The 21,749-nt window shown below is 68.6% G+C and carries 23 protein-coding genes; 8 read left to right on the top strand and 15 right to left on the bottom strand.

Features of this window, described 5'->3' with window-relative positions:
* Nucleotides 1-101 precede the first annotated feature (101 nt).
* From ACWDMM_RS27480 to ACWDMM_RS27455, 6 genes are all read right to left on the bottom strand, one after another.
* Nucleotides 102-701, bottom strand: a complete 600-nt coding sequence (locus ACWDMM_RS27480) for a hypothetical protein (RefSeq protein WP_357209018.1) — start codon at nt 699-701, stop codon at nt 102-104.
* A gap of 219 nt (nt 702-920) precedes the next feature.
* Nucleotides 921-2,078 (bottom strand): acyl-CoA dehydrogenase, encoded by a 1,158-nt coding sequence (locus tag ACWDMM_RS27475; RefSeq protein ID WP_195080551.1) that lies wholly within the window; start codon nt 2,076-2,078, stop codon nt 921-923.
* Nucleotides 2,079-2,243: 165 nt separating this feature from the next.
* Nucleotides 2,244-2,906, bottom strand: a complete 663-nt coding sequence (locus ACWDMM_RS27470) for a TetR family transcriptional regulator (RefSeq protein ID WP_195080646.1) — start codon at nt 2,904-2,906, stop codon at nt 2,244-2,246.
* A gap of 180 nt (nt 2,907-3,086) precedes the next feature.
* Nucleotides 3,087-4,139 carry a hypothetical protein gene (locus ACWDMM_RS27465; RefSeq protein WP_323123970.1) on the bottom strand — a complete coding sequence of 351 codons (1,053 nt, stop codon included), beginning with the start codon at nt 4,137-4,139 and terminating at the stop codon, nt 3,087-3,089.
* A gap of 28 nt (nt 4,140-4,167) precedes the next feature.
* Nucleotides 4,168-5,127 (bottom strand): RNA polymerase sigma-70 factor, encoded by a 960-nt coding sequence (locus ACWDMM_RS27460; RefSeq protein ID WP_195080550.1) that lies wholly within the window; start codon nt 5,125-5,127, stop codon nt 4,168-4,170.
* A 175-nt stretch (nt 5,128-5,302) separates the two neighbouring features.
* Nucleotides 5,303-6,502, bottom strand: coding sequence for an NAD(P)/FAD-dependent oxidoreductase (locus ACWDMM_RS27455; RefSeq protein WP_195080549.1), 1,200 nt, complete (start codon nt 6,500-6,502; stop codon nt 5,303-5,305).
* A gap of 66 nt (nt 6,503-6,568) precedes the next feature.
* Here ACWDMM_RS27455 and ACWDMM_RS27450 point away from each other — a divergent pair, with 66 nt between their 5' ends.
* The gene (locus tag ACWDMM_RS27450) at nt 6,569-7,105 is read left to right on the top strand and encodes a helix-turn-helix domain-containing protein (protein ID WP_357209020.1); all 537 of its coding nucleotides are present in this window, start codon (nt 6,569-6,571) and stop codon (nt 7,103-7,105) included.
* 27 nt (nt 7,106-7,132) lie between these two features.
* Here ACWDMM_RS27450 and ACWDMM_RS27445 read toward each other — a convergent pair whose 3' ends face one another.
* From ACWDMM_RS27445 to ACWDMM_RS27435, 3 genes are read right to left on the bottom strand one after another with little or no spacing between them, the layout of a single operon-like run.
* Entirely contained in the window at nt 7,133-7,858 is a 726-nt protein-coding gene (locus ACWDMM_RS27445) for a phosphotransferase (protein WP_195080548.1), read from the bottom strand.
* A gap of 3 nt (nt 7,859-7,861) precedes the next feature.
* A complete protein-coding gene (gene purE / locus ACWDMM_RS27440; RefSeq protein WP_195045335.1) occupies nt 7,862-8,377 on the bottom strand; it encodes a 5-(carboxyamino)imidazole ribonucleotide mutase in 516 nt (171 codons plus the stop codon).
* Nucleotides 8,370-9,590 carry a 5-(carboxyamino)imidazole ribonucleotide synthase gene (locus ACWDMM_RS27435; RefSeq protein WP_449940185.1) on the bottom strand — a complete coding sequence of 407 codons (1,221 nt, stop codon included), beginning with the start codon at nt 9,588-9,590 and terminating at the stop codon, nt 8,370-8,372. The genes purE and ACWDMM_RS27435 overlap by 8 nt, the downstream gene beginning before the upstream one ends.
* Before the next feature lie 39 nt (nt 9,591-9,629).
* Here ACWDMM_RS27435 and ACWDMM_RS27430 point away from each other — a divergent pair, with 39 nt between their 5' ends.
* Nucleotides 9,630-10,169, top strand: coding sequence for a GtrA family protein (locus ACWDMM_RS27430; RefSeq protein WP_067803340.1), 540 nt, complete (start codon nt 9,630-9,632; stop codon nt 10,167-10,169).
* Nucleotide 10,170: 1 nt separating this feature from the next.
* On the opposite strand, the gene ACWDMM_RS27425 is transcribed toward ACWDMM_RS27430, so the two are convergent.
* The 3 genes from ACWDMM_RS27425 to ACWDMM_RS27415 are packed head-to-tail and all read right to left on the bottom strand — an operon-like array spanning nt 10,171 to nt 12,714.
* A complete protein-coding gene (locus ACWDMM_RS27425; RefSeq protein ID WP_195080547.1) occupies nt 10,171-11,472 on the bottom strand; it encodes a sensor histidine kinase in 1,302 nt (433 codons plus the stop codon).
* A gap of 1 nt (nt 11,473) precedes the next feature.
* A complete protein-coding gene (locus tag ACWDMM_RS27420; protein ID WP_039796233.1) occupies nt 11,474-12,151 on the bottom strand; it encodes a response regulator transcription factor in 678 nt (225 codons plus the stop codon).
* A 17-nt stretch (nt 12,152-12,168) separates the two neighbouring features.
* Nucleotides 12,169-12,714 carry a PH domain-containing protein gene (locus tag ACWDMM_RS27415; RefSeq protein WP_195080546.1) on the bottom strand — a complete coding sequence of 182 codons (546 nt, stop codon included), beginning with the start codon at nt 12,712-12,714 and terminating at the stop codon, nt 12,169-12,171.
* Nucleotides 12,715-12,873: 159 nt separating this feature from the next.
* Between ACWDMM_RS27415 and ACWDMM_RS27410 the strand changes: the two genes are divergently transcribed.
* Nucleotides 12,874-13,827 (top strand): acyl-ACP desaturase, encoded by a 954-nt coding sequence (locus tag ACWDMM_RS27410; protein ID WP_449940180.1) that lies wholly within the window; start codon nt 12,874-12,876, stop codon nt 13,825-13,827.
* Between the two features lie 30 nt (nt 13,828-13,857).
* Here ACWDMM_RS27410 and ACWDMM_RS27405 read toward each other — a convergent pair whose 3' ends face one another.
* Nucleotides 13,858-14,661 carry a biotin--[acetyl-CoA-carboxylase] ligase gene (locus ACWDMM_RS27405; RefSeq protein ID WP_323123972.1) on the bottom strand — a complete coding sequence of 268 codons (804 nt, stop codon included), beginning with the start codon at nt 14,659-14,661 and terminating at the stop codon, nt 13,858-13,860.
* A gap of 27 nt (nt 14,662-14,688) precedes the next feature.
* A complete protein-coding gene (locus ACWDMM_RS27400) occupies nt 14,689-14,877 on the bottom strand; it encodes a hypothetical protein (RefSeq protein WP_195080544.1) in 189 nt (62 codons plus the stop codon).
* A gap of 203 nt (nt 14,878-15,080) precedes the next feature.
* Here ACWDMM_RS27400 and ACWDMM_RS27395 point away from each other — a divergent pair, with 203 nt between their 5' ends.
* The 3 genes from ACWDMM_RS27395 (at nt 15,081) to ACWDMM_RS27385 (ending at nt 17,875) form a co-directional block, all read left to right on the top strand.
* Nucleotides 15,081-16,721, top strand: coding sequence for an acyl-CoA carboxylase subunit beta (locus tag ACWDMM_RS27395; protein ID WP_195080543.1), 1,641 nt, complete (start codon nt 15,081-15,083; stop codon nt 16,719-16,721).
* A gap of 201 nt (nt 16,722-16,922) precedes the next feature.
* Complete coding sequence (locus ACWDMM_RS27390; protein ID WP_397070748.1) at nt 16,923-17,246, top strand: acyl-CoA carboxylase subunit epsilon; 324 nt, start codon at nt 16,923-16,925, stop codon at nt 17,244-17,246.
* Nucleotides 17,243-17,875 carry a nucleoside triphosphate pyrophosphatase gene (locus ACWDMM_RS27385; protein WP_195080541.1) on the top strand — a complete coding sequence of 211 codons (633 nt, stop codon included), beginning with the start codon at nt 17,243-17,245 and terminating at the stop codon, nt 17,873-17,875. Before ACWDMM_RS27390 ends, ACWDMM_RS27385 begins: the two co-directional genes overlap by 4 nt.
* On the opposite strand, the gene ACWDMM_RS27380 is transcribed toward ACWDMM_RS27385, so the two are convergent.
* A complete protein-coding gene (locus ACWDMM_RS27380) occupies nt 17,804-18,577 on the bottom strand; it encodes a helix-turn-helix transcriptional regulator (RefSeq protein ID WP_195080540.1) in 774 nt (257 codons plus the stop codon). The two genes, ACWDMM_RS27385 and ACWDMM_RS27380, sit on opposite strands and share 72 nt — an antisense overlap.
* 168 nt (nt 18,578-18,745) lie before the next feature.
* Between ACWDMM_RS27380 and ACWDMM_RS27375 the strand changes: the two genes are divergently transcribed.
* Nucleotides 18,746-19,663: a sulfurtransferase gene (locus ACWDMM_RS27375; RefSeq protein WP_449940245.1), complete on the top strand. Its 918-nt coding sequence runs from the start codon at nt 18,746-18,748 to the stop codon at nt 19,661-19,663.
* Between the two features lie 197 nt (nt 19,664-19,860).
* Nucleotides 19,861-21,666: an acetyl/propionyl/methylcrotonyl-CoA carboxylase subunit alpha gene (locus ACWDMM_RS27370; protein WP_195080539.1), complete on the top strand. Its 1,806-nt coding sequence runs from the start codon at nt 19,861-19,863 to the stop codon at nt 21,664-21,666.
* The last annotated feature ends 83 nt before the right edge of the window (nt 21,667-21,749 follow it).

Below are 21,749 nucleotides of genomic sequence, written 5' to 3'. Positions count from 1 at the left end.
CAGCGAGAGGTGCACTCGCGTTTTGCCGCAACCATGTGCCACTCGTGGCGGCCATCCGTGGTGGATGGGGACTTTCCGCTGGAGTAAGTCGTCTTGCCGGGTTACGAGTCGAGCGAGCCCGCTGCGGCCAAGAGGCGGGTCACCTCTTCCGCTCGTTGTACGTAGGTCAACGCCTCGCCGACGTTCGGCTTGTGCAGCCCATGTGCGACTTGATTGCGAAGGGCCCTGAGTTCATCGAGTGGTTTGACGACACGGTCAGGAAGAACTCCCGCACCCACAAGGCTTCTGGCCTTGACGTAGATCGGCTTCGGCCGACGGTCTCCGGGCTCGAGCTGCTCGTAAAGCAGGTCTATCGCGCGTTCGACGTCCATCCACGCTTTCACAACACCCAGCTCTGGCATAGCCTGCACGATGCGGAGTAGACCGTCGTAGCCGCTGAATTCATCGGCCGGCGTTCCCGATCGCCGCTCCGCGGTATCGCCTTCTCCGTTGGTGGATGGAGCCTCGAGCTCGTCGACATGTTCCTCCAACTGGGCCAGTCGTTCGCCGAAATCTCCCGTGACACCGAACGCCTCGATTCGGGTGAGGCGCTCGACCACGCTTCTAAGAGGTTTGCGAAGAATAACCAGCCCAACCACCACCACGACCGGCCACGACACAACAATCTCGAGAAGCTTGACCACGAGTTCCTGCCATGCCATGGGGATAGCCTACGGCTTCTACTGTGTATCTGCGCTTTTCGGTGCAGGCAGGTGAAGCACGCACGGGATGGCCCCGCTGACAGTTGGGCCGTCGAGCTTTGAGCGGGCGCGGCGATGCGATCGACAGAATGTTCGGGCGGCCTGTGCTGCTCGACGGCCTGGAGACGGCCTGAGACGCGGTTGCAGGCACGCCCGAACATCCGGCGATCTACAACAACCTCACTTGAGCAGGGCGCGGCTCATCACCAGGCGCTGGATCTGGTTGGTGCCCTCGTAGATCTGGGTGATCTTCGCGTCGCGCATCATGCGCTCCACCGGGAAGTCGGTGGTGTAGCCCGCGCCGCCGAAGAGCTGGACGGCGTTGGTGGTGACTTCCATGGCGACGTCGGAGGCGAAGCACTTGGCGGCGGCGGAGATGAAACCGAGGTTCTGCTCGCCGCGCTCGGCGCGGGCGGCCGAGGTGTACACCATGAGGCGGGCGGCCTCGATCTTCATCGCCATGTCGGCGAGCATGAACTGGGTGTTCTGGAAGTCGGCGATCGACTTGCCGAACTGCTTGCGGTCCTTGGTGTAGGCGATGGCAGCGTCCAGCGCGCCCTGGGCCAAGCCGACGGCCTGCGCGCCGATGGTGGGGCGGGTGTGGTCGAGGGTCTGCAGCGCGGTCTTGAAGCCGGTGCCCGGCTCGCCGATGATGCGGTCACCCGGCACCCGGCAGTTCTCGAAGTACAGCTCGGCGGTGGGCGAGCCCTTGATGCCCAGCTTGTGCTCGAGCGGGCCGACCACGAAGCCCTCGTCGTCCTTGTGCACCAGGAATGCCGAGATGCCGTTGGCGCCCTTCTCCGCGTCGGTCACCGCCATCACGGTGTACCAGGAGGACTTGCCGCCGTTGGTGATCCAGCACTTGGAGCCGTTGATGATCCAGTCGTCACCCTCCTGCTTGGCCCGGGTGCGCATGCTCGCCGCGTCGGAGCCCGCCTCGCGCTCGGACAGCGCGTAGGAGGCCATCTCGCCGTTGACGATGTCCGGCAGCACCTTCTGCTTCAGCTCCTCGGAGCCGTTCAGGATCAGGCCCATGGTGCCGAGCTTGTTGACCGCCGGGATCAGCGAGGACGAACCGCAGACGCGCGCGACCTCTTCGATCACGATGCAGGTGGCCACCGAGTCGGCGCCCTGACCCCCGTAGGCCTCGGGCACGTGCACGGCGTTGAAGCCGGAGGCGTTGAGCGCGGTCAGCGCCTCCTGCGGGAAGCGGGAGTTGCCGTCGACGTCCTTGGCGTGCGGGGCGATCTCCTTCTCCGCGAGGGCGCGGATCGCTTCGCGCAGCTCATCGTGGAAATCCTCGAGCTTGAACAGGTCGAAATCGGGGTTTCCCGCCATCGGGCTTCACTCCTGATCGTCGGTGGTCGGCGCCGCTTTCCGTGGAACAAAAGCAGCAAATCGGCACTCAGTGCCACATATGAGTCGAGTATACCCCCATGGGGGCCGATCAAGTGGGCCAATGAGGTGGCACTCAGTGTCAGATAGGTCGCACTCCGGGCCGGATCACAGCGAACCGAGCTTGCGGACCAGCAGGTCGGCGATCTGCCTGGGCGGAACGTCGCGCGGGAACACCGCGACGACCAGTTCGTCGGCGTCCGCGGCGCGCCCGGCTCCGCGCGGGATGGCGGCCAGCTCCATGCGCAGGTCCGCCGCACCCGCGTCCGACTCGCCGCGCACCATCCGGCGCAGCAGATAGTTGTGTGTCGCCGTCACAGCGGCGGTGAACTGCACCCGCGCCAGATCCGGGGCATCGGGCAGCCGCTCGCGCAGGTAGTCGGTGAACAGCCGTTCGTAGCGGAACACGGTGACGATCTCGCGCTCCCGCAGCGCGGCCACCCGCCGGACCACCTGATAGCGCCGCGCCGCTATCTCCCGCCACTGCGTGAACCGCTCGAAGACCTGCACCACCGCCGAGCACACCGCCTCCCACGGGTCCTCGCGCGAGGCGGCCAGGAACTCCGCGGCCTGCGCCAGCTGCGACTCGTGGTCGGCGAAGATCACGTCCTCTTTCGACCGGAACTGCCGGAAGAACGTGCGCCGCGAGATGCCCGCCGCTTCCGCGATCTCGTCGACGGTCGTCGCCTCGTACCCCTTCTCGGCGAACAACCGCAGCGCCTGATCCACCACCGTGAGCCGAAAATGCGCGGTGTCGTCGCCTCCCCGCATCCGAGCGATATCCCCTGTAGTCACGACCTCACACCGTAGTCAGCGGGCCGAGAGCGCGAGTCCCCACACCGGGAGCTTTCGCCGTATCGGCAGGCGAGGGTGCCGAGTCGCGCCGTGGATTCGATTGCGCCGCGGGAAGATAGGCACTACATGCCCGAACCATCTCGAAGGCAGTGCAGGTCAACTCGCGAGGGTACCGACATGGCCCGGCGCCGCTGATCCGTGCGTCCCGCGCAGTCCTCTCGCGCCACCTGCCGCACGGCGCGCACGCAGCCCCCCGACCAGGCACAACGACAGCCCGAGCAGGAGCCAGGCCAGCAGGACGAGAACAGCGTGGGTGGCGCCGCGGCCGTCGAAGAACGCGGTGGACCGCAACAACCACCCACCGGCACCGGGCGGCAACATCCGGCCGAGCGCGCCGGACCAGCCGGGCAGCATCTCGGGCGCGGTGGCGGTACCGGAGAGAGGGTTGCCGATGAGCATCATGACGACGGCGCCGATCCCGATCCCGGCGTATCCGAGCAGCGCCTCGAGCCCGAGAACGGTCGAAGCGATGGCCGCGATGGACAAGCCGACGGCGCCGGCGTTGGCGAGGTAGGAACCGCTCACCGAGCCGAGCCAGAACTGCAGGATCGCGGCCACGGCCAGGCCGCCCGTGGTCGCGAAGGCCAGCGCTCCGACAACCCTGCGGAACGTGCCGCGAACAAGCCTGGTCAGCAGCACCGCGGCCAACAGACCACCCATGACCAAAGGCAAGGCGCCTGCGGCCAGACCGGCTCCTCGCGGATCACCGGCAGGCAGGGCGGCGAGGTCGCGGACCGTCGCGCCGGGACTCCCTGCCCGAGCCAGGCCACCGGCCACCCCCTGCAAGGTCTGGGCGACCGCCGGACTGGCGGCCGAGGCGACGATCACCTGCGCACCGCCGGAGCCGAGGTCGATCGCCCCGTAGACCCGCCGGTCGCGGACGAGTTGTTCGGCAGCCGTGGTGTCGGCGACTTCGGTGATCACGAAGCCGCCCGGCAGCTGTCGATCGAGCGCGGCGCGGACCTGCGCGACCGCGGCGCTGGGACCCGCGACAGCGATCGGCACATCGTGGACCGACGACCGCACCGACGGCCAGGCGAAAGCGGCGAGCAACACGCTGACGATCGCCGTGAGCAGGAGCACCGCTCCGGCCACCGTGGGCCATCGTGACGGAAGGGAATCGGCGGCGAGCAGCGCCCGCGTGGTCATGTCTTCTCCTCGAGCAGGTGAGCCGGATTCAGTGCAGGGTGAGTGGGGTCTCGGCATCGACGTGGGTGAGTTTCTGCGGGTTGCGCACGTAGTAGAGGCCGGTGATACGGGTGTCCTCGACGCGCATCGCGAGAACGCCGTCCAGTTCGCCGTTCATATGCAGAGCCAGCGCGGGGCCGCCGTTGACCGTGGTCACCTCGACGGTGAGCGCGACATCGTTTCTGGTGAGTCCGCCGACGATGAAACGGGCCACCTTGTCGGCGCCGGTGACGGGGTGCGGTGTGGCCTGCTTGATACCGCCGCCGTCGCTGATGGCGACGACGTCGGGGGCCAGAATGTCCAGCAAGCCTTGCAGGTCGCGCGTCTCCAGCGCACGCCGGAACGCCTCGGCCGCCGCCTCGACCTGGCGCGCCGTCACCGACCGGCGTGGACGGCGCGCTTCGACGTGACGGCGGGCCCGGTGGGCGATCTGGTGAACCGCGCCGGGCGTCTTGTCGACCGCCGCCGCGATCTCCTCGTAGTCGAACCCGAACGCTTCACGTAGCACGAACACCGCCCGCTCGGTGGGGCTCAGTGTCTCGAGCACGAGCATCAGCGCCATCGACACGCTTTCGGCGAGTTCGACGTCCGCGGCCACGTCGGGTGTGGTGAGCAGCGGCTCCGGCAGCCAAGGGCCCACGTACGCCTCCCTGCGGCGCTGCACCGAGCGCAGCCGGTTGAGCGCCTGCCTCGTGGTGATCCGGACCAGGTAGGCGCGCGGCTCGGTGACGTGCGCCGCGTCGACTCCGACCCAACGCAACCAGGTCTCCTGCAAGACGTCGTCGGCGTCGGCCACCGAGCCGAGCATCTCGTAGGCGACGGTGAACAGCAGGTTGCGGTGGGCGAGGAACGTTTCGGTCGCCACGGCGGTGGCGTGCTCGCCGCTGTCGCGGCGTTTCGACTCCGGATCGGCCGACTGTTGCCCACCGGCTCCACTGGCTGCTTCCATGAGGTCCTCTTCTGTTGGTAATTCGATCCGGCTCATCGGAAGGTCGATACACAGCCCCGGCGCACGTCACCGCTCGCGGCGGATCGCCGAGGTCGCACGGGCGCGGCGGCAAGGGACGACGCCGCAGCACCCTCCCCGGTCGAGGTAGTTCGACCGGCGACCTCTTGTAGCGCTGTTACACAACCTGCTCGGCGGCGGCCTGCGCACCGCCACGCTGGGCCTGCAACAACTGCGGCCGGTGCTTGCCGTCCTTGGGCCAGTGGTGCGAGCCGGGCTTGCGCGCTTCGTTCGCCAAGTGCTTCACGCTGGAGAGGCAGGCGAACTCCTTGAGTTTCTTGCCCGCCAGACCGCTGAAGTACAGCGGCATCGCGGTGTCGTCCTTGCGGCCGAGCTGGAAAATTCCGGCGCCCCGGCCGAAGCTGATGCACATCGCGGGGAAGGACAGATCGATCGGCTCCGGATGCTCACCCGCGATCCGATTCAGCACCGTGTCGGCGGCATGCGCGCCGAGGCAACCCGCGGCATAGGCGCTCATCCGGAACGGCAGGTCCGACGGCGCCGCCGCATCCCCGGCCGCCACGATGCGCTCATCGTCGACGCTGGTCAACGTCTCATCGGTGAGCAGCCGCCCCGCGGTGTCCGTGCTCAGCCCGCTGCGGGCGGCCAGATCCGGCACACCGAACCCGGCGGTCCAGATGGTGACCCGACTCGCCAACCCACGGCCGTCACCGAGTTCCACGGCATCGCTCGTCACCGCCGCCACCGCCGCATCCGGACCCTCCAGCACGGTGACCCCCAGCCCGGCAAGGTACTTGCGAGCCTTGCGCCGCGCCTTCGGGTGCAGGTACGGACCGACGACACCGCCACACACCAACGTGACGGCGCGCCCCCGCTCGGCCAGCTCCGCGGCGGTCTCGATGCCGCTCGGGCCGCCACCGACGACCGTCACCGGAGCCGTCATCGGCGTGTCGAAGAGCACCGACCGCAGCCGCTGCGCCGCCTCCAAAGTGGCGACCGGGTAGGCGAACTCGGCCGCGCCCGGCACTCGCGGCCCCGCGCTGCCGCTGCCTACCGCGTACACCAAGTAGTCGTAGCGAAGGCTGCCACCGTCGGCCAGCGTCACACTGCGCTCGGCCGCGTCGATCCGCGTCACGCTGTCCGCAACCAGCCGAACGCCCTCGGCCAGCACGTCCTGATAGTCGACGACCGCATCGTGGGTGCCGCCCACCAACTGATGCAACCGCAGCCGTGGGACGAAGACCTGGCGCGGATTGACGACGGTCACCCGCACGTCGTCACGCTGCGTCAGGCGATTGGCCGCCATCACCCCGGCATACCCGCCGCCGATCACGACCACATCGATGTTCTCGCTCATGGGTGTCTCCTTCGCTCCGAGAGGCTCGAGCACAAGACACCGCATCCCCGACCATCCTGACACGATGTGACGCAGATCACTGAACTATGGCCGCTGGGCGGCGCGCACCGTATCCGCACACGACAGCGCGCAGCCGCCGCATGGCCATTCGATTTCCGAGACGCCAAGCGCGCCGAGCCAGGAGCCATCGACGCAGACGTCGCAGCTCGCGCGATGCGCCGGATCAAGGACTATCTGATGCGACACCCAGGCGAGCAGACCATTCAGGTGGCCCCTGAGCATCCAGGGGATGACGCCTTGGTGTTGCCCCGGCAGGCCGTCAGCATGTTGGCCTTCATCCTGGCGCAAGCAGCAGAGGGTCGCGGTGTCACCGTGGTGCCCTCGCACGCCGAACTCACCACGCAGCAGGCGGCAGACATGCTGAACGTGTCGCGGCCTTACGTCGTGACGCTGCTGGAGACAGGCGAGATCCCCTTCCGCCTGGTGGGTCGCCATCGCCGGATCCGATACGACGACTTGAAGCAGTACCAGCAGCGAGCCGAGGTCAAGAGCCGAGCCGCGATGGACGAATTGGCGGAACTCGGCCAAGACCTCGGCATCTGACCATGGCCGCAGGTCGACTTCGTCGCGCTACAACGCGGCTTCCAGCTCGGCGCGATGCTCGGTGACCCATCGCTGTGCGGCGCGAATGCGTGCGGGCACGCCGTTCGCGCTGAGGCGCACCATGGCGGGTTCGCCGGCAACGGAGGCGATTTCGATGCCGCGCGCGCAGCGCTGCTGCCACCACAGGATCGTGTCGACGAGTTCGGCGCGTTCGTCGGTTCCGTAGGCGTCGCACATGAGGCGCAGCAGCGCGGCGGTCCTGGCAAGATCGCGGACGCCGGGACCCAGATCGAGAAACTGCCAGCAGGCATGCGCGAGATCGTGGATGCGGCGACCGGGGGCGGCGAGGTCCCAGTCCAGGAATGCCACGGGCCGGATGCCATCGCGGTACACCGTGTTCCGGGGCGAGAGGTCGTTGTGACACACCACCTCCGCAGCCCCGGCGAGGTCGGCACCCGCGGTCAGATCGTGAAACTCGCGGATCAGCTCCGCTACCTGAGACAAGGCCGCGTAGGAGCCGGTCGACGGCGAGCGGAGTCCATCGAGCGGCACCTGCCCGTCGAGGTAGGTGAGGATTTCGCGCCCTCGCTCGTCCGTACCCAGGAAGCGAGGTGCGCCCGCCCAGCCGGATTGCTCGAACCATGCGAGCAGTCCGTGCACGAAATCCGCGCGCGCGGCCGGGCGGCGGCGAACGGTGTCGCCGACCCGCACCACGACGTTGACCGAACCCCCAGGTAAGGGGACCTCGGGCACCGCTCAGCCCAGGAGTTTGGTGCGCAGCGCGTCGTCCTTTTCCAGGACCATCTGCTCGAGCCCGGCTTGGAACTGTTCCATGCGGGTGCGCAGGGAAGGGTCGTGGGCGGCGAGGATGCGGGCGGCGAGCAGGCCCGCGTTGCGGGCGCCGCCGATGGAGACGGTGGCGACCGGAACGCCTGCGGGCATCTGGACGATGGACAGCAGCGAATCCATGCCGTCGAGGTACTTCAGCGGCACCGGCACGCCGATCACCGGCAGCGGAGTCGCGGAGGCGACCATGCCCGGCAGGTGCGCCGCGCCGCCCGCGCCCGCGATGATGACCTTCAACCCGCGCCCCGCCGCCGAACGCGCGTAGTCGAGCATCCGCTGCGGGGTGCGGTGCGCCGAGACGACGCCGACCTCGAACCGGATCCCGAACTCGGCCAGCGCCTCCGCGGCGGCCTCCATGGTCGGCCAGTCCGAGTCGCTGCCCATGATCAGGCCGACCGCGGGGGCGATGGCCAGTTCCTCACTCATGCGGATCCCATCCGTCGGTCCAGATCGCGTGCGACATCCAGTGCGCCGCCCGCTCGGCCTTCTCCCTGACCTCGGCCACGTCGTCGCCGAGGATGTTGACGTGCCCGATCTTGCGATCCTGGCGCTCGCCCTTGCCGTACAGGTGCACCTTCGCCTCCGGAATCCTGGCGAACAGGTGGTGCAGCCGCTCGTCCATCGACATCTCCGGGGCCTGCGGCGCGCCGAGGATGTTCGCCATCACGGTCACCGGCGCCAGCGGCGCGGTGTCGCCGAGCGGGTAGTCCAGCACGGCGCGCAAATGCTGCTCGAACTGCCCGGTGCGGGCGCCGTCCATGCCCCAGTGCCCGGAGTTGTGCGGGCGCATGGCCAGCTCGTTCACCAGCAGCTCCCCCTCGGCGGTTTCGAACAGCTCCACCGCCATGACACCGACGACGCCGAGTTCCCCGGCGAGATTCAACGCCATGGTCTCCGCCGCGGCGGCCGTGTCATCCGGCAGGCCGGGCGCGGGCGCGATGACGACCGCGCACTGCCCCTTGCGCTGCACGGTCTCCACCACCGGCCAGGTCGCCGCCTGCCCGAACGGCGAACGGGCCACCATCGCCGAGAGCTCTCGTTTCAGCTCGACCTTCGTCTCGGCCAGCAACCGGACGCCGTAGGCGAGCTGATCGGTGGCGATCGCCGCGGCCTCCTCGGCGGACTCGGGCATCCAGACGCCGCGCCCGTCGTAGCCGCCGCGCACCGCCTTCAGCACGATCCGCCAACCGTGCTCGTCGCCGAAGCGCACCGCGTCATCGACCGAGGCCACCGGCGTGAAGGCGGGCACGGGCAGCCCGAGTTCGCTCAGTTTCACCCGCATCGCCAGCTTGTCCTGCGCGTAGACCAGCGCCTGCGGCGGCGGCTGCACGTTGACGCCCTCCGCGACCAGCGCCTCGAGGTGCTCGGTCGGCACGTGCTCGTGGTCGAAGGTCAGCGCGTGCGAGCCGACCGCCGCTTTACGCAGCGCGGTCAGATCGGTGTGGCTGCCGAGCACCACCTCCGGGCTGACCTGGGCGGCCGGGTCGTCGGGGTTCTCGGCGAGCACGCGCAGCCGCTGGCCGAGCGCGATCGCCGCCTGGTGGGTCATGCGCGCCAGCTGGCCGCCGCCGATCATGGTGACGGTGGGCATGGCCGATGGATCGAAGGAACGTGCGCTCACGTCGGACAATATTGTCATGTCCGGCGCAAATGACAGCGACCGGTACACTCCGGTCTTGTGTCATTCGTCGACGACGTGGTCAGCGTCCTCCCCCAGCCGCTGCAAGATATCGCGTACCGGCAGCGGGAATTGATCAAGTTCGCGATCGTCGGCGCGACCACGTTCGTGATCGACAGCGGCATCTTCTACGTACTCAAGTGGACGGTGCTCGCGGAGAAACCGGTCACGGCCAAGATCATTTCCGGTGTCATCGCCGTGATCGCGTCCTACATTCTGAACCGGGAATGGTCGTTCAAGAATCGCGGCGGGCGGGAACGTCATCACGAAGCGCTGCTGTTCTTCGTCGTCAGCGGCGTCGGCGTCGTTCTCGCCTTCACCCCGCTGTGGATTTCCAGCTACGTCTTCGACCTGCGCCAGCCCAACGTGAGCTTCACGGTCGAGAACATCGCCGACTTCATCAGCGCGTTCATCATCGGCAATCTGCTGCAGATGGCGTTCCGTTTCTGGGCGATGCGCCGCTGGGTCTTCCCGGACGAAATGAGCGAACTGGAAGCGGAATTCGTCGACCTCGTGGAAGAGGAACTCGGCCGCGGCTGAGTCACCGCGGCTCGGGCGCCACCGAGCTGGCCGGACGGGCCTTCGAACCGAGGAACACCGCGAACAGCGCGGGCCTGCGCCGCTGCAATTCCAGCCGCCCGCCGTCCGCCTCGACCAGCGCCCGCGCCAGCGCCAGCCCGACACCGGTGGAACCGCCCGCGGAGAAACCCCGGTCGAAGATGTGCGGGGCCAGCTCGTCGCGCACCCCGTGCCCCTCGTCGGCAACCTCGACGCACACCAGCGGCTCGCGATCGGCTCCTGGCCGCACCGAACGCACCGACACCGTGCACGTGCCACCGCCGTGCATGAGCGCGTTGTCCACCAGCACCGCCACCGCCTCGCGCAGGCGCGAACCCGTGATCGGGGCGCGCAACGACTCGTCGCCGGTGAGCGTGAGCGTGCGGCCCGCCTCGGTGAACGGGTGCTTCCATTCGGCCACGACGCCGCGCAGCTCGTCCATCACCGGAACCGGATCGCGGTCGGCCGCGTCCTCGTCGCGGGAGGCGCGGACCAGGTCGTCGATCGCGTCGGTGAGCCGGTCGACCTGGGCCATCGCCTCCTCGGCCTCGTGCACCACCTCCGGGTCGGCGTGCGCGGACAACTCGTCCAGGCGCAACCGCACGGCGGTCAACCTGCTGCGCAGCTGATGGGAGACGTCCGCCACCAACGCGTGTTCGCGCTGGAGTCGTCCGGCGATCTCCACCGTCGCCGAGTCGAGCACGTCGGAGACGCGATCCAGTTCGGAGATGCCGTGCCTGCGCGGGTCGGGCCGGAAATCGCCCATGGCCAGCCGCGCCGCGCGCGCGGCGACGTCCCGGAGCGGATCGGCCACCCGCCGGGCGGTGACCACCGCGACCGACACCGCCGCGCCGAGCGAGGCGAGCACCGCCAGCGCGACCACCGCAACCGCTTGACGCTGCATGGCGTGCATCGGTGCGGATGGCACCTCCAGGCGCAGCGACGCGGACTTGCCCATCGACAGCGACTCGACCAGCGGGTCGGACACCTGCGCGACACCGATGTCGCGACGCACCGCGTTGTCCTGCCGCGAGGGATAGACGATGGTGAGCCGGCCGTTCTCGGGCACCAGCGGCGCCACCGACCGGACGTCCAGCTCGCCGGAGACGGTGCCGTCGCGTTCCTGCGCGATGATCTCGGCGGCGATCCGGTCCAGCCGGTTCTGCAGGTCGTTGCGCGTGATGTCCTCCACCCACAACCACGCCGTGTAGATGAGCGGCACGCCGAGCACCACCGTGGTGAGGGTCAGCACGGTGAGCATGGAACGCAGGATGCGGCGGCGCACGTCAGTCGGTGTTCAGCCGGAATCCGACACCGCGGACGGTGACGATGCGCCGTTCGGCCATGGGGCCCTCGTCCCCGATCTTGCGGCGCAGCCAGGACATGTGCATGTCCAACGTCTTGGAACCGCGCAACTCCGCGTCGCCCCAGACCTCGCGCAGGATGGTCTCGCGCGGCACCACCTGACCTGCCCGGTCGATCAGCACCTTGAGCAGCTCGTATTCCTTGTTCGCCAAGCCGATTTCGACCCCGTTGACCAGGACGCGCCGGGCGGCAGGCTCCAGCCGGATACCGCCCACCTCCACCGTGTCGTCGCCGATCCCGCTGCGCCGCAACAGCGCTCGCACCCGGGCGAGCAGCTCGGCGAGGCGGAACGGCTTGCCCACGTAGTCGTCGGCGCCCGCGTCCAGCCCCACGACGAAATCCACCTCGTCGGTGCGCGCGGTGAGCATCAGCACGGCCAGATCGGCGCCGCGGGCGCGCACCTGACGGCACACCTCCAGCCCGTCCATGCCGGGCAGACCGAGATCGAGAATGAGCAGGTCGTGCCCGCCTTCCAGGGCCCGCTGCAGCACCGCGGGGCCAAAACTCTCGACGGTCACCGAGTAGCCCTCGCGGCCGAGCGCGCGCGACAACGGGGCCGCGATGGCGTCGTCGTCCTCGGCCAGCAGTACAGCGGTCATACGCCCAGGTTACGGGCTCACCGGTAGCTGCGGCGGTCGTCCCAGCGCTCGTCGCGCCCGTCCCGGTGGCGTTCGACCTCGAACACTTGGTGGTACAGCAGCGAATGCACCTGCTGGACCGAGGGGATGTCGTCGTATTCCAGCGGCTCCGACGAGGACGACTCGATGATCAAGGTCCCGGTGCCGAGCAGCCGATCGAAAAGCCCGTGCCGGAACTGCACGCTGGAGATCCGGCTCATCGGGATGTCGATGCCGCTGTGGGTGAGCACGCCCTGACGCACCAGCACCCGCCGGTCGGTGACGATGAAATGCGTCGACTTCCAGCTGATAATCGGTACGGCGCAACGCCATAGCAGAATCGCCACATACACCACGAGCACCGTGATGAGCAGCGCCGAGCCGGTGGTGCCGGTGGCCTTCTGCGAAATGAGTCCCCCTGCGAAACCCGCGAGAGCGGTGGCCACGATGAGTGTCACGATCGGCCAGAAGAGCATCTTCCAATGCGGGTGGCGATGCAGCAGCAACCGTTCGTCGGGCGCCAGCACATCCTCGGGATAACCCATGTCAGGAACACTACCGCGTCGAGATGCCGGAACGGCTGACACCGCAGCGCGTCATGCTGCACAATCAGCACCCTGCGTGTGACGATTCCGCGCAGTGGCTCTCTGTATCGCGCAACGCCCGGCTCACCATCATCGCCGATTCCGACCGTGGAGGAACGCGTGACCAAAGACCTGACCCCGCTGCAGATCCTGGCCGAACTCGAACCCGTCGCCGAAGCGAACGTCCACCGGCACCTGTCCATGGCGAAAGACTGGAATCCGCACGACTACGTGCCGTGGAGCGAGGGCCGCAACTTCGCCGCCCTCGGCGGCGAGGACTGGGCGCCGGAGCAATCGCGTCTCGGCGAGGTCGCCAGGGTCGCCATGATCACCAACCTGCTCACCGAGGACAACCTGCCCTCCTACCACCGCGAGATCGCCGAGAACTTCTCCCAGGACGGCGCATGGGGCACCTGGGTCGATCGCTGGACCGCCGAGGAGAACCGCCACGGCATCGCCATGCGGGACTACCTGGTCGTCACCCGCGCCGTGGACCCGGTCGCCCTGGAAGACGCTCGGATGGTGCACATGAGCAACGGCGTCCAGTCGCCGGACGGGTGGGGCGGATTCCTGGCGAGCGTCGCCTACGTCACCTTCCAGGAACTGGCCACCCGTGTCTCGCACCGCAATACCGGCAAGGCGTGTGAGGACGCCGTGGCCGATCGCCTGCTCCAGCGCATCGCCGCCGACGAGAACCTGCACATGATCTTCTATCGCTCGGTGTGCGGCGCGGCGCTGGACCTGGTCCCCGATCAGGCCATGCCCGCGATCACCAAGATCGTGACGAACTTCCTGATGCCCGGCGCCGGGATGCCCAATTTCCGCCGCTACGGCGTGCTGATGGCCAAGCACGGCATCTACGACCTGCGCCAGCACCTGGACGAGGTCCTCGAACCGGTGCTCAAGCAGTGGAACGTCTTCGAACGCGCGGATTTCGGGCCGCGCGGCGAGCGAGCGCGCGACGAACTGGGCGAGTTCCTGGAGAAACTGGGCAAGAACGTGATCAAGTTCGAGGAGCAGCGCGATCGCGCGCTCGCCAGGGACGCCGCTCGCGGCGCCGTCCAGCCCGTCTGAGACCGCGGCCGATCAGGGCGGCGGATGTCCTCAGTACTGGGCGCGCAGATGCGTCACGTCGCCCGCCGACACCGCTTCGCCGCCGATGATCAGGCGGCCGTAGTCGTCGACGCCCTCGGCGATGCCGGTGAGCATCCGGCCGCCGGGCAGTTCGGCGCGGACCTCCGTGCCGATCGTGGCGCAGCGCTCGCGGTAGGCGGCGGCCAGTTCGTCGGTCGCCCAGTCCGCGTCGCGCCAAGCGGTGAAGCGCTGTGCGAACTCGGTCAGCAGAGACCGCACGAGCACCGTGCGATCGGTCTGCCGCGCGCCCGCGACGGTCAGCGACGTCGCGTGCGGCACCGGCAGTTCTTCCCGGGTCAGACTCACATTGAGCCCCAGCCCGATCACGACGGCGGGCGCGCCGCCCCCGCTCGCGGCGACCTCGGCCAGGATGCCCGCCACCTTGCGGCCGTCGATCAGCACGTCGTTGGGCCACTTGAGCTCCGCGGCCACGCCCGCCGTGGTCCGCAGCGCGTCGACCACGGCGACGCCGGTGAGCAGCGCCAGCCAGGCCAGCGAGGCGGGGCCGATCCCGGGCAGACGCACGAGTATCGACATCGCCAGCTGCGCCCGCGGCGGGCTCACCCAGGCACGCGCGTGCCTGCCACGCCCCCGCACTTGGGTTTCCGCCAGCAGAACCACGCGGTCGGCGGCCGGATCGGCCGCCAGCGCGATCAGATCCGCGTTCGTGGACCCGGTCGACTCCACCACGTCGATCCGCGAGAAGAACGACAGTTCGGGCGAGTCGACGGCACTGCGCCGCAACTGCTCTGCATCCAACGGTGGCCTCTGCACACCGGCAGGCTACTCGCCGCGCGGCGGCTATCCGGCGAGGTCGTATCCGGAGACGACCGGGTCGCGGGCAGCCATGCCCGCGCCGTCGTCCTCCCGCTCGCCTTCCCCGGTCTCCGTCCAGCGCTCCGGCTCGCCGTACTTCGCGGCCGTCTCGGTGGTCCGCGTCCACGCCGCCGCGGCGGCGTATTCGGCGAACGTTCTACCCCATTCCCACATGACGCGCTCCTCCCCTGAGCCCGGAATCGTTCCCTCAGGGTATCCGGGCCCAACCGGCGGGCGATACTCATTTTCCGCCTCGCCAACCCTGCTACCGACCAGGAAGTTTGCCTCCGAAATCTGATCTAGCTGCGGTTTTCTACTCGTCGGTAGCCCCACTCTGGGTTACAGACACGCACTGGCACTGGTTACACTCCGAAGCCATGACGAGTGTCCAGCAGCAGCCCGCATCAGGTCCCGCGGGTTCCCCCGATATCCACACCACCGCTGGGAAGCTGGCTGACCTGCGGAATCGGCTGGAAGAGGCCAAGCACCCGATGGGCGAGGCCGCGGTCGACAAGGTGCACGCGAAGGGCAAGATGACCGCCCGCGAGCGCATCCTCGCCCTGCTGGACGAAGGCTCGTTCGTCGAACTCGACGCCTTGGCCCGCCACCGCAGCGTGAACTTCGGCCTGGAGAACAACCGCCCGCTCGGCGACGGCGTTGTGACCGGTTACGGCACCATCGACGGCCGCGACGTCTGCATCTTCAGCCAGGACGTCACCGTGTTCGGCGGCAGCCTCGGCGAGGTCTACGGCGAGAAGATCGTCAAGGTCATGGACCTGGCCCTGAAGACGGGCCGTCCGCTGATCGGCATCAACGAGGGCGCGGGCGCGCGCATCCAGGAGGGCGTGGTCTCCCTCGGCCTCTACGGCGAGATCTTCCACCGCAACATCCAGGCCTCCGGCGTGATCCCGCAGATCTCGCTGATCATGGGCCCCGCCGCCGGCGGCCACGTGTACTCCCCCGCGCTGACCGACTTCGTCGTGATGGTCGACGGCAGCAGCCAGATGTTCGTGACCGGCCCCGACGTCATCAAGACGGTCACCGGCGAGGACGTCACCATGGAGGACCTCGGCGGCGCGCACACGCACATGACCAAGTCCGGCGTGGCGCACTACGTCGCCTCCGGCGAGCAGGACGCCCTGGACTATGTCAAGGACCTGCTGTCCTACCTGCCCAGCAACAACCGGGCCGAGGCCCCGCGGTTCCCGGCCACCGATCCGATCGATGGCGCGATCGAGGACTCGCTCACCGAAGAAGACCTCGAGCTGGACACGATCATCCCGGACTCGCCGAACCAGCCCTACGACATGCATGAGGTGATCCGTCGCCTGCTCGACGACGACGAGTTCCTCGAGGTGCAGGCCGAGCGCGCGATGAACATCATCGTCGGCTTCGGCCGGATCGACGGGCGCAGCGTCGGCATCGTGGCCAACCAGCCCACCCAGTTCGCCGGCTGCCTCGACATCGACGCCTCGGAGAAGGCCGCGCGCTTCGTGCGCACCTGCGACGCGTTCAACATCCCGATCATCACTCTGGTCGACGTGCCGGGCTTCCTGCCCGGCACCGGACAGGAATACAACGGCATCATCCGCCGCGGCGCGAAGCTGCTGTACGCCTACGGTGAGGCCACTGTGGGCAAAATCACGATCATCACCCGCAAGGCCTACGGCGGCGCCTACGACGTCATGGGTTCCAAGCACATGGGCGCCGACGTGAACCTCGCCTGGCCGACCGCGCAGATCGCCGTCATGGGCGCTTCCGGCGCCGTGGGCTTCGTCTACCGCAAGCAGCTGCAGCAGGCCGCCAAGGACGGCGCGGACGTCGATGCGCTGCGGCTCGAGCTCCAGAACGAGTACGAGGACACGCTCGTGAACCCGTACGTCGCCGCCGAGCGCGGCTACGTGGACGCGGTCATTCCGCCCTCGCACACCCGCGGCCAGATCGTCTCCGCGCTGCGGCTGCTCGAGCGCAAGATGGTGACTCTGCCGCCGAAGAAACACGGCAACATCCCGCTGTGATCGAGCGATACCCTCGATAAGCCGCGCGCAAAGGGTGGCATCGGCCTCGGTAACACTTACGCTGGCGTGTACCGGCTTGTTGCAGAGAAGCAATGAGTGCCTCCGAGGACGATTGCTTCATCCATAACTTGTCGGAAAACGGGAACAGCCTGATCAGTTCCGCTGATAGAGGCGAAGAGAGGACCTGGCACTGTGACGACCGTGGCAGAAGAAGATGTGTTGAGCGCCGTCGAACTGGATCTCACAGTCGACCCGATCGCGGACGAGGCCGGGTCGGCCGGCTCGAACGCGGCAGCGCAATCCGCCGAGGCCACCCCGGAGCCGTTCTTCCGTGTCGTGAAGGGCTCGCCGACCGACGAGGAACTCGCCGCGCTGGTGTGCGTGCTTTCCGCCGTCGCGAACAGCGCGGCGCCGGCCGGTCCGACCGGCCCGCCGGACCTGTGGGGTCACCCGACGCTGCTGCATCGCGGCGCTTCCCCGTTCTCCCCGTACTCCTTCCCGCAGTTGTCCCACCTGCGCGGGTGACGCGGCTGATCCTGGCCTCCGCGTCCCCGGCCCGCCGGGAGGTGCTCCGCTCGGCGGGCATCGACCCGATCGTCCGGGTCTCCGCCGTGGACGAGGACGCGGTCGCCGCGGCCCTTCCCGCCGGCACGCCTCCGCAGGGCGTCGTGGTGGAGCTGGCGCGCGCCAAAGCGGCGGCCGTCGCCGCAGCGATCCCGGAGTTCGCCGACGATTGCGTTGTGGTGGCCTGTGATTCCATGCTGCTCGTGGACGGCGAGTTGCAGGGCAAGCCGCACACCCCCGAGGTCGCTCGCGCGCGCTGGGGCGACATGGCGGGGCGCAGCGCGGATCTGGTCACCGGCCACTGCGTGGTGCGGATGCGCGAGGGCGGGATCATCGCCGAGGCGGTCGACTGCAGCAGCACCACCGTGCATTTCGCCAAGCCGGAGCCGGACGAGCTGGACGCCTACATCGCCACCGGCGAGCCGCTCGAGGTGGCGGGCGCGTTCACCCTCGACGGGCTCGGCGGCTGGTTCGTCGATCGCATCGATGGCGACCCGTCCAGCGTCATCGGCATCGGGCTACCACTGCTGCGCCGATTGCTTGGCGATGTTGGGATCGGCGTTACGCAGTTGTGGGGCCATACGGCCTGACGGCGTGGTCAACGCCTCGGCGTCACCGCCGGGGGGCACCTTCGCCGTCTCCTGGGCCTCCGCGCGCTGCGCCGCGATGAGTTCCAGCCGGGCCACGCACAGCTCGGGCTCGACGAACGGATGCATCCGCACGTCGATCCCCTGCGCGCCGCCTCGGCGCAGCACGTCTTCGAGCAGCCCCAGGTGCACGCCGCAGACCACGTCGGAATGCGTCCGCGCGAGTTCGCGCAGCGGACACGCCGTCATCCGGATCAGCACCTTCCCCTCGTGCTCCGGGGAAGTGTCGCGCTCGGGCGCGAAACCCAGTTCCGACATCAACGTCATCGTGAGGTCCTTGGCGTCCTCCAGCGACTCGACCCGATGGTCACCGACGTCGAGTCTGCTGCCCCAAGCGCGGCCCGCCGCATTCGCCGCCTCCGCTCTGCGCCGAGGATCGGGGCCGAGCTGGTCGGCGAGCACCTGCGCCAAGTCCTGGTAGCCGACCGATCGCTGCACCGCGCTGTATCCGATGCGCGGTCGCCCGCGGCCACGCGGCGGCTGCTGGAACTGCCGGACGAGGGATTCCCTGGTGAGCACGTCGAGATGGAATCGGACCGTGGTGACGTGCTGTCCGGTGATTCTGGCCAGTTCCTGGGCGTCGAGAGGCTCGCTGGCGCCACGTAGGATCGCGAGCAGTCGCCGCCGCGGCCAAGAATCGGACATAGCTCACCCCTCCTCCCGGGAGACTTTATCGGATGTAGGTGCCCTTTATTCGGCCCTCATCCGATTTGTGATCTGAAACGAGAGTCACTGTCGCCCCACAACTACCCTCGTTGTGAGACCTCGAACCGCCGCCACCGCCGTCCACCCATGCGTGAAGGACCCAACACCGTGCCCGTCGCTCCGGACCCTCATCCCTCACTCGGTTCCTACGCACACCCTCACCGACTAGTAACCACGGAGTGGCTGTCGGCAAACATAGGCGCGCGGGGACTCAAGATCATCGAGGCCAACGAGGACACGCTGCTCTACGACATCGGGCACGTTCCGGGCGCCACCAAACTGGATTGGCGAAGCGATCTGAACGATCCGGTCACGCGCGACTATATCGACGGAACGCGCTTCACCGAACTGATGCGCGCGAAAGGCATCAATCGTGACGACACGGTTGTGATCTACGGCGACCGGGGCAACACCCAGGCGGCGCACGCGGCCTGGGTATTCACCCTGTTCGGACACGAAGACGTGCGACTGCTCGACGGCGGCCGCGCGGCGTGGATCTCCGAGGGACGCGACACGACGTTCGAGCCCGACTGCCCGGTGCGCAGCGACTATCCGGCCGTACGCCGCGACGACGGCACCTTTCGCGCCTTCCGCGAGGACGTGCTCGCCCACCTCGGCAAACCGGTGCTCGACGTACGCTCCGCCGAGGAGTACTCCGGCGCGCCCGCGCTGGGACCGGCCGATCCGGAAGGCGCGGCATTGCGCGGCGGCCACATCCCGAGCGCGTCGAACATTCCGTGGTCGGAGGCGCTCACCGCCGACGGGCGTTTCCGCTCCCGCACCGAACTCGACGACGTCTACCGCGCGTTGACCGGTGCGGACGAGGTGATCGTCTACAGTCGAGTCGGCGCGCGATCCGGTCACAGCTGGTTCGTCCTGACCTACCTGCTCGGACGGCGCGGCGTACGCAACTACGACGGGTCGTGGACCGAGTGGGGGAACTCGGTGCGCATGCCGATCGCCACGGGCGGCGAACCCGGCGAAGTCCCCGCGCGCGCCGGGTCGCGACGCACGCGGAGCAGGTAGCCGGGGTGTCTCCCAAACACAGGACGCGTACGTTGTGATCCGCGACCTACTGTTCAGTAGGGCTAGCCGAGTTCGGCGACTGTTGGCAGACTGCCTACACTCGCCCGAGACGTAAGTTTGTCGATTACGGGAGCGGAGCATGCGCAGCGACCCCACCCCCCGGCGAAGCGACCAGAAGAATGCACACAGGAGGCTCAGTGCCCAGCCATGCCAGCGCGCGGATCACAAAGGTACTCGTAGCTAACCGAGGCGAGATCGCCGTGCGCGTGATCCGGGCGGCCAAGGACGCCGGTATCGGCAGCGTCGCCGTTTACGCCGAGCCGGATGCCGATGCCCCGTTCGTCAAGCTCGCCGACGAGGCCTTCGCCCTCGGCGGGCAGACCTCGGCCGAGTCGTACCTGGTCTTCGACAAGATCCTCGACGCAGCGGCCAAGTCCGGCGCCGACGCCATCCACCCCGGCTACGGCTTCCTGTCGGAGAACGCCGACTTCGCCCAGGCCGTCATCGACGCAGGGCTGATCTGGATCGGCCCCTCGCCCCAGTCCATCCGCGACCTGGGTGACAAGGTCACCGCCCGGCACATCGCCGAGCGCGCGAAGGCGCCGATGGCCGCGGGCACCAAGGACCCGGTCAAGGACGCGAGCGAGGTCGTCGAGTTCGCGAAGACCTACGGCGTGCCGGTCGCCATCAAGGCGGCGTTCGGCGGCGGTGGCCGCGGCATGAAGGTCGCGCACTCCATCGAGGAGATCCCCGAGCTCTACGACTCGGCCGTGCGCGAGGCGACCGCCGCCTTCGGTCGCGGCGAGTGCTTCGTCGAGCAGTACCTGGACAAGGCCCGCCACGTCGAGGCGCAGGTCATCGCCGACAAGCACGGCAACGTCATCGTCGCGGGCACCCGCGACTGCTCGCTGCAGCGGCGCTTCCAGAAGCTGGTCGAGGAGGCCCCGGCGCCGTTCCTGTCCGACGAAGTGCGCGCGAAGATCCACGCCTCGGCCAAGGCCATTTGCAAGGAAGCCGGTTACTACGGCGCGGGCACCGTCGAGTACCTGGTGCAGGGCGAGACCGTCTCCTTCCTCGAGGTGAACACCCGGCTGCAGGTCGAGCACCCGGTCACCGAGGAGACCGCGGGGATCGACCTGGTGCGCCAGCAGTTCCGCATCGCCAACGGCGAGAAGCTGGAGATCACCGAGGACCCGACGCCGCGCGGCCACGCCTTCGAGTTCCGCATCAACGGCGAGGACGCCGGCCGCAACTTCCTGCCCGCCCCCGGCCCGGTTACCGTGTACAAGGAGCCCGCCGGCCCCGGTGTCCGCGTGGACTCCGGCGTGGTGGCCGGCAGCGTGATCGGCGGGCAGTTCGACTCGATGCTGGCCAAGCTGATCGTCACCGGCGAGAACCGCACGCAGGCGCTGGAGCGGGCGCGGCGCGCGCTGGCCGAGTTCGAGGTCGACGGTCTGGCCACGGTCATCCCGTTCCACCGGGCGATCGTCGAGGATCCGGCGTTCATCGGTGACGGCGAGAAGTTCGACGTCTACACCAAGTGGATCGAAACCGAGTGGGTCAACACCATCGAGCCCTTCACCGGCTCGGGCGCCCCGGCCGACGAGGACGAGGAGGCGCCGCGGCAGAAGGTGGTCGTCGAGGTCGGCGGCCGCCGGGTCGAGGTGTCGCTGCCGGGCAACTTCACCGTCGGCGCGGGAGCGGCCGGAGCCGCGGGCAACGGCGCGGGCGTGATCCGCAAGAAGCCCAAGCCGCGCAAGCGTGGCGGCGCGGGTGGCGGCGCGGCCTCCGGTGACGCGGTCACCGCTCCGATGCAGGGCACCGTCGTCAAGGTCGCCGTCGAAGAGGGCCAGTCGGTCGAGGCGGGCGATCTGATCGTGGTGCTCGAGGCCATGAAGATGGAGAATCCGGTCAACGCGCACAAGGCGGGTGTGGTCACCGGCCTGTCCGTGGAGGCGGGCGCGGCGATCACCCAGGGCACCGTTCTGGCGGAGATCAAGTAGTACCCGGCGCAGGCCGGGACACGGGCGGGGGGGGGCCCCCCGGGGCGGGCCCCCCGCATTTTTTAAGAGGGCGGGCCGCCCGC

Source organism: Nocardia sp. NPDC003726 (assembly GCF_053586955.1).
This window is presented reverse-complemented; position numbering and strand designations above follow the sequence as displayed.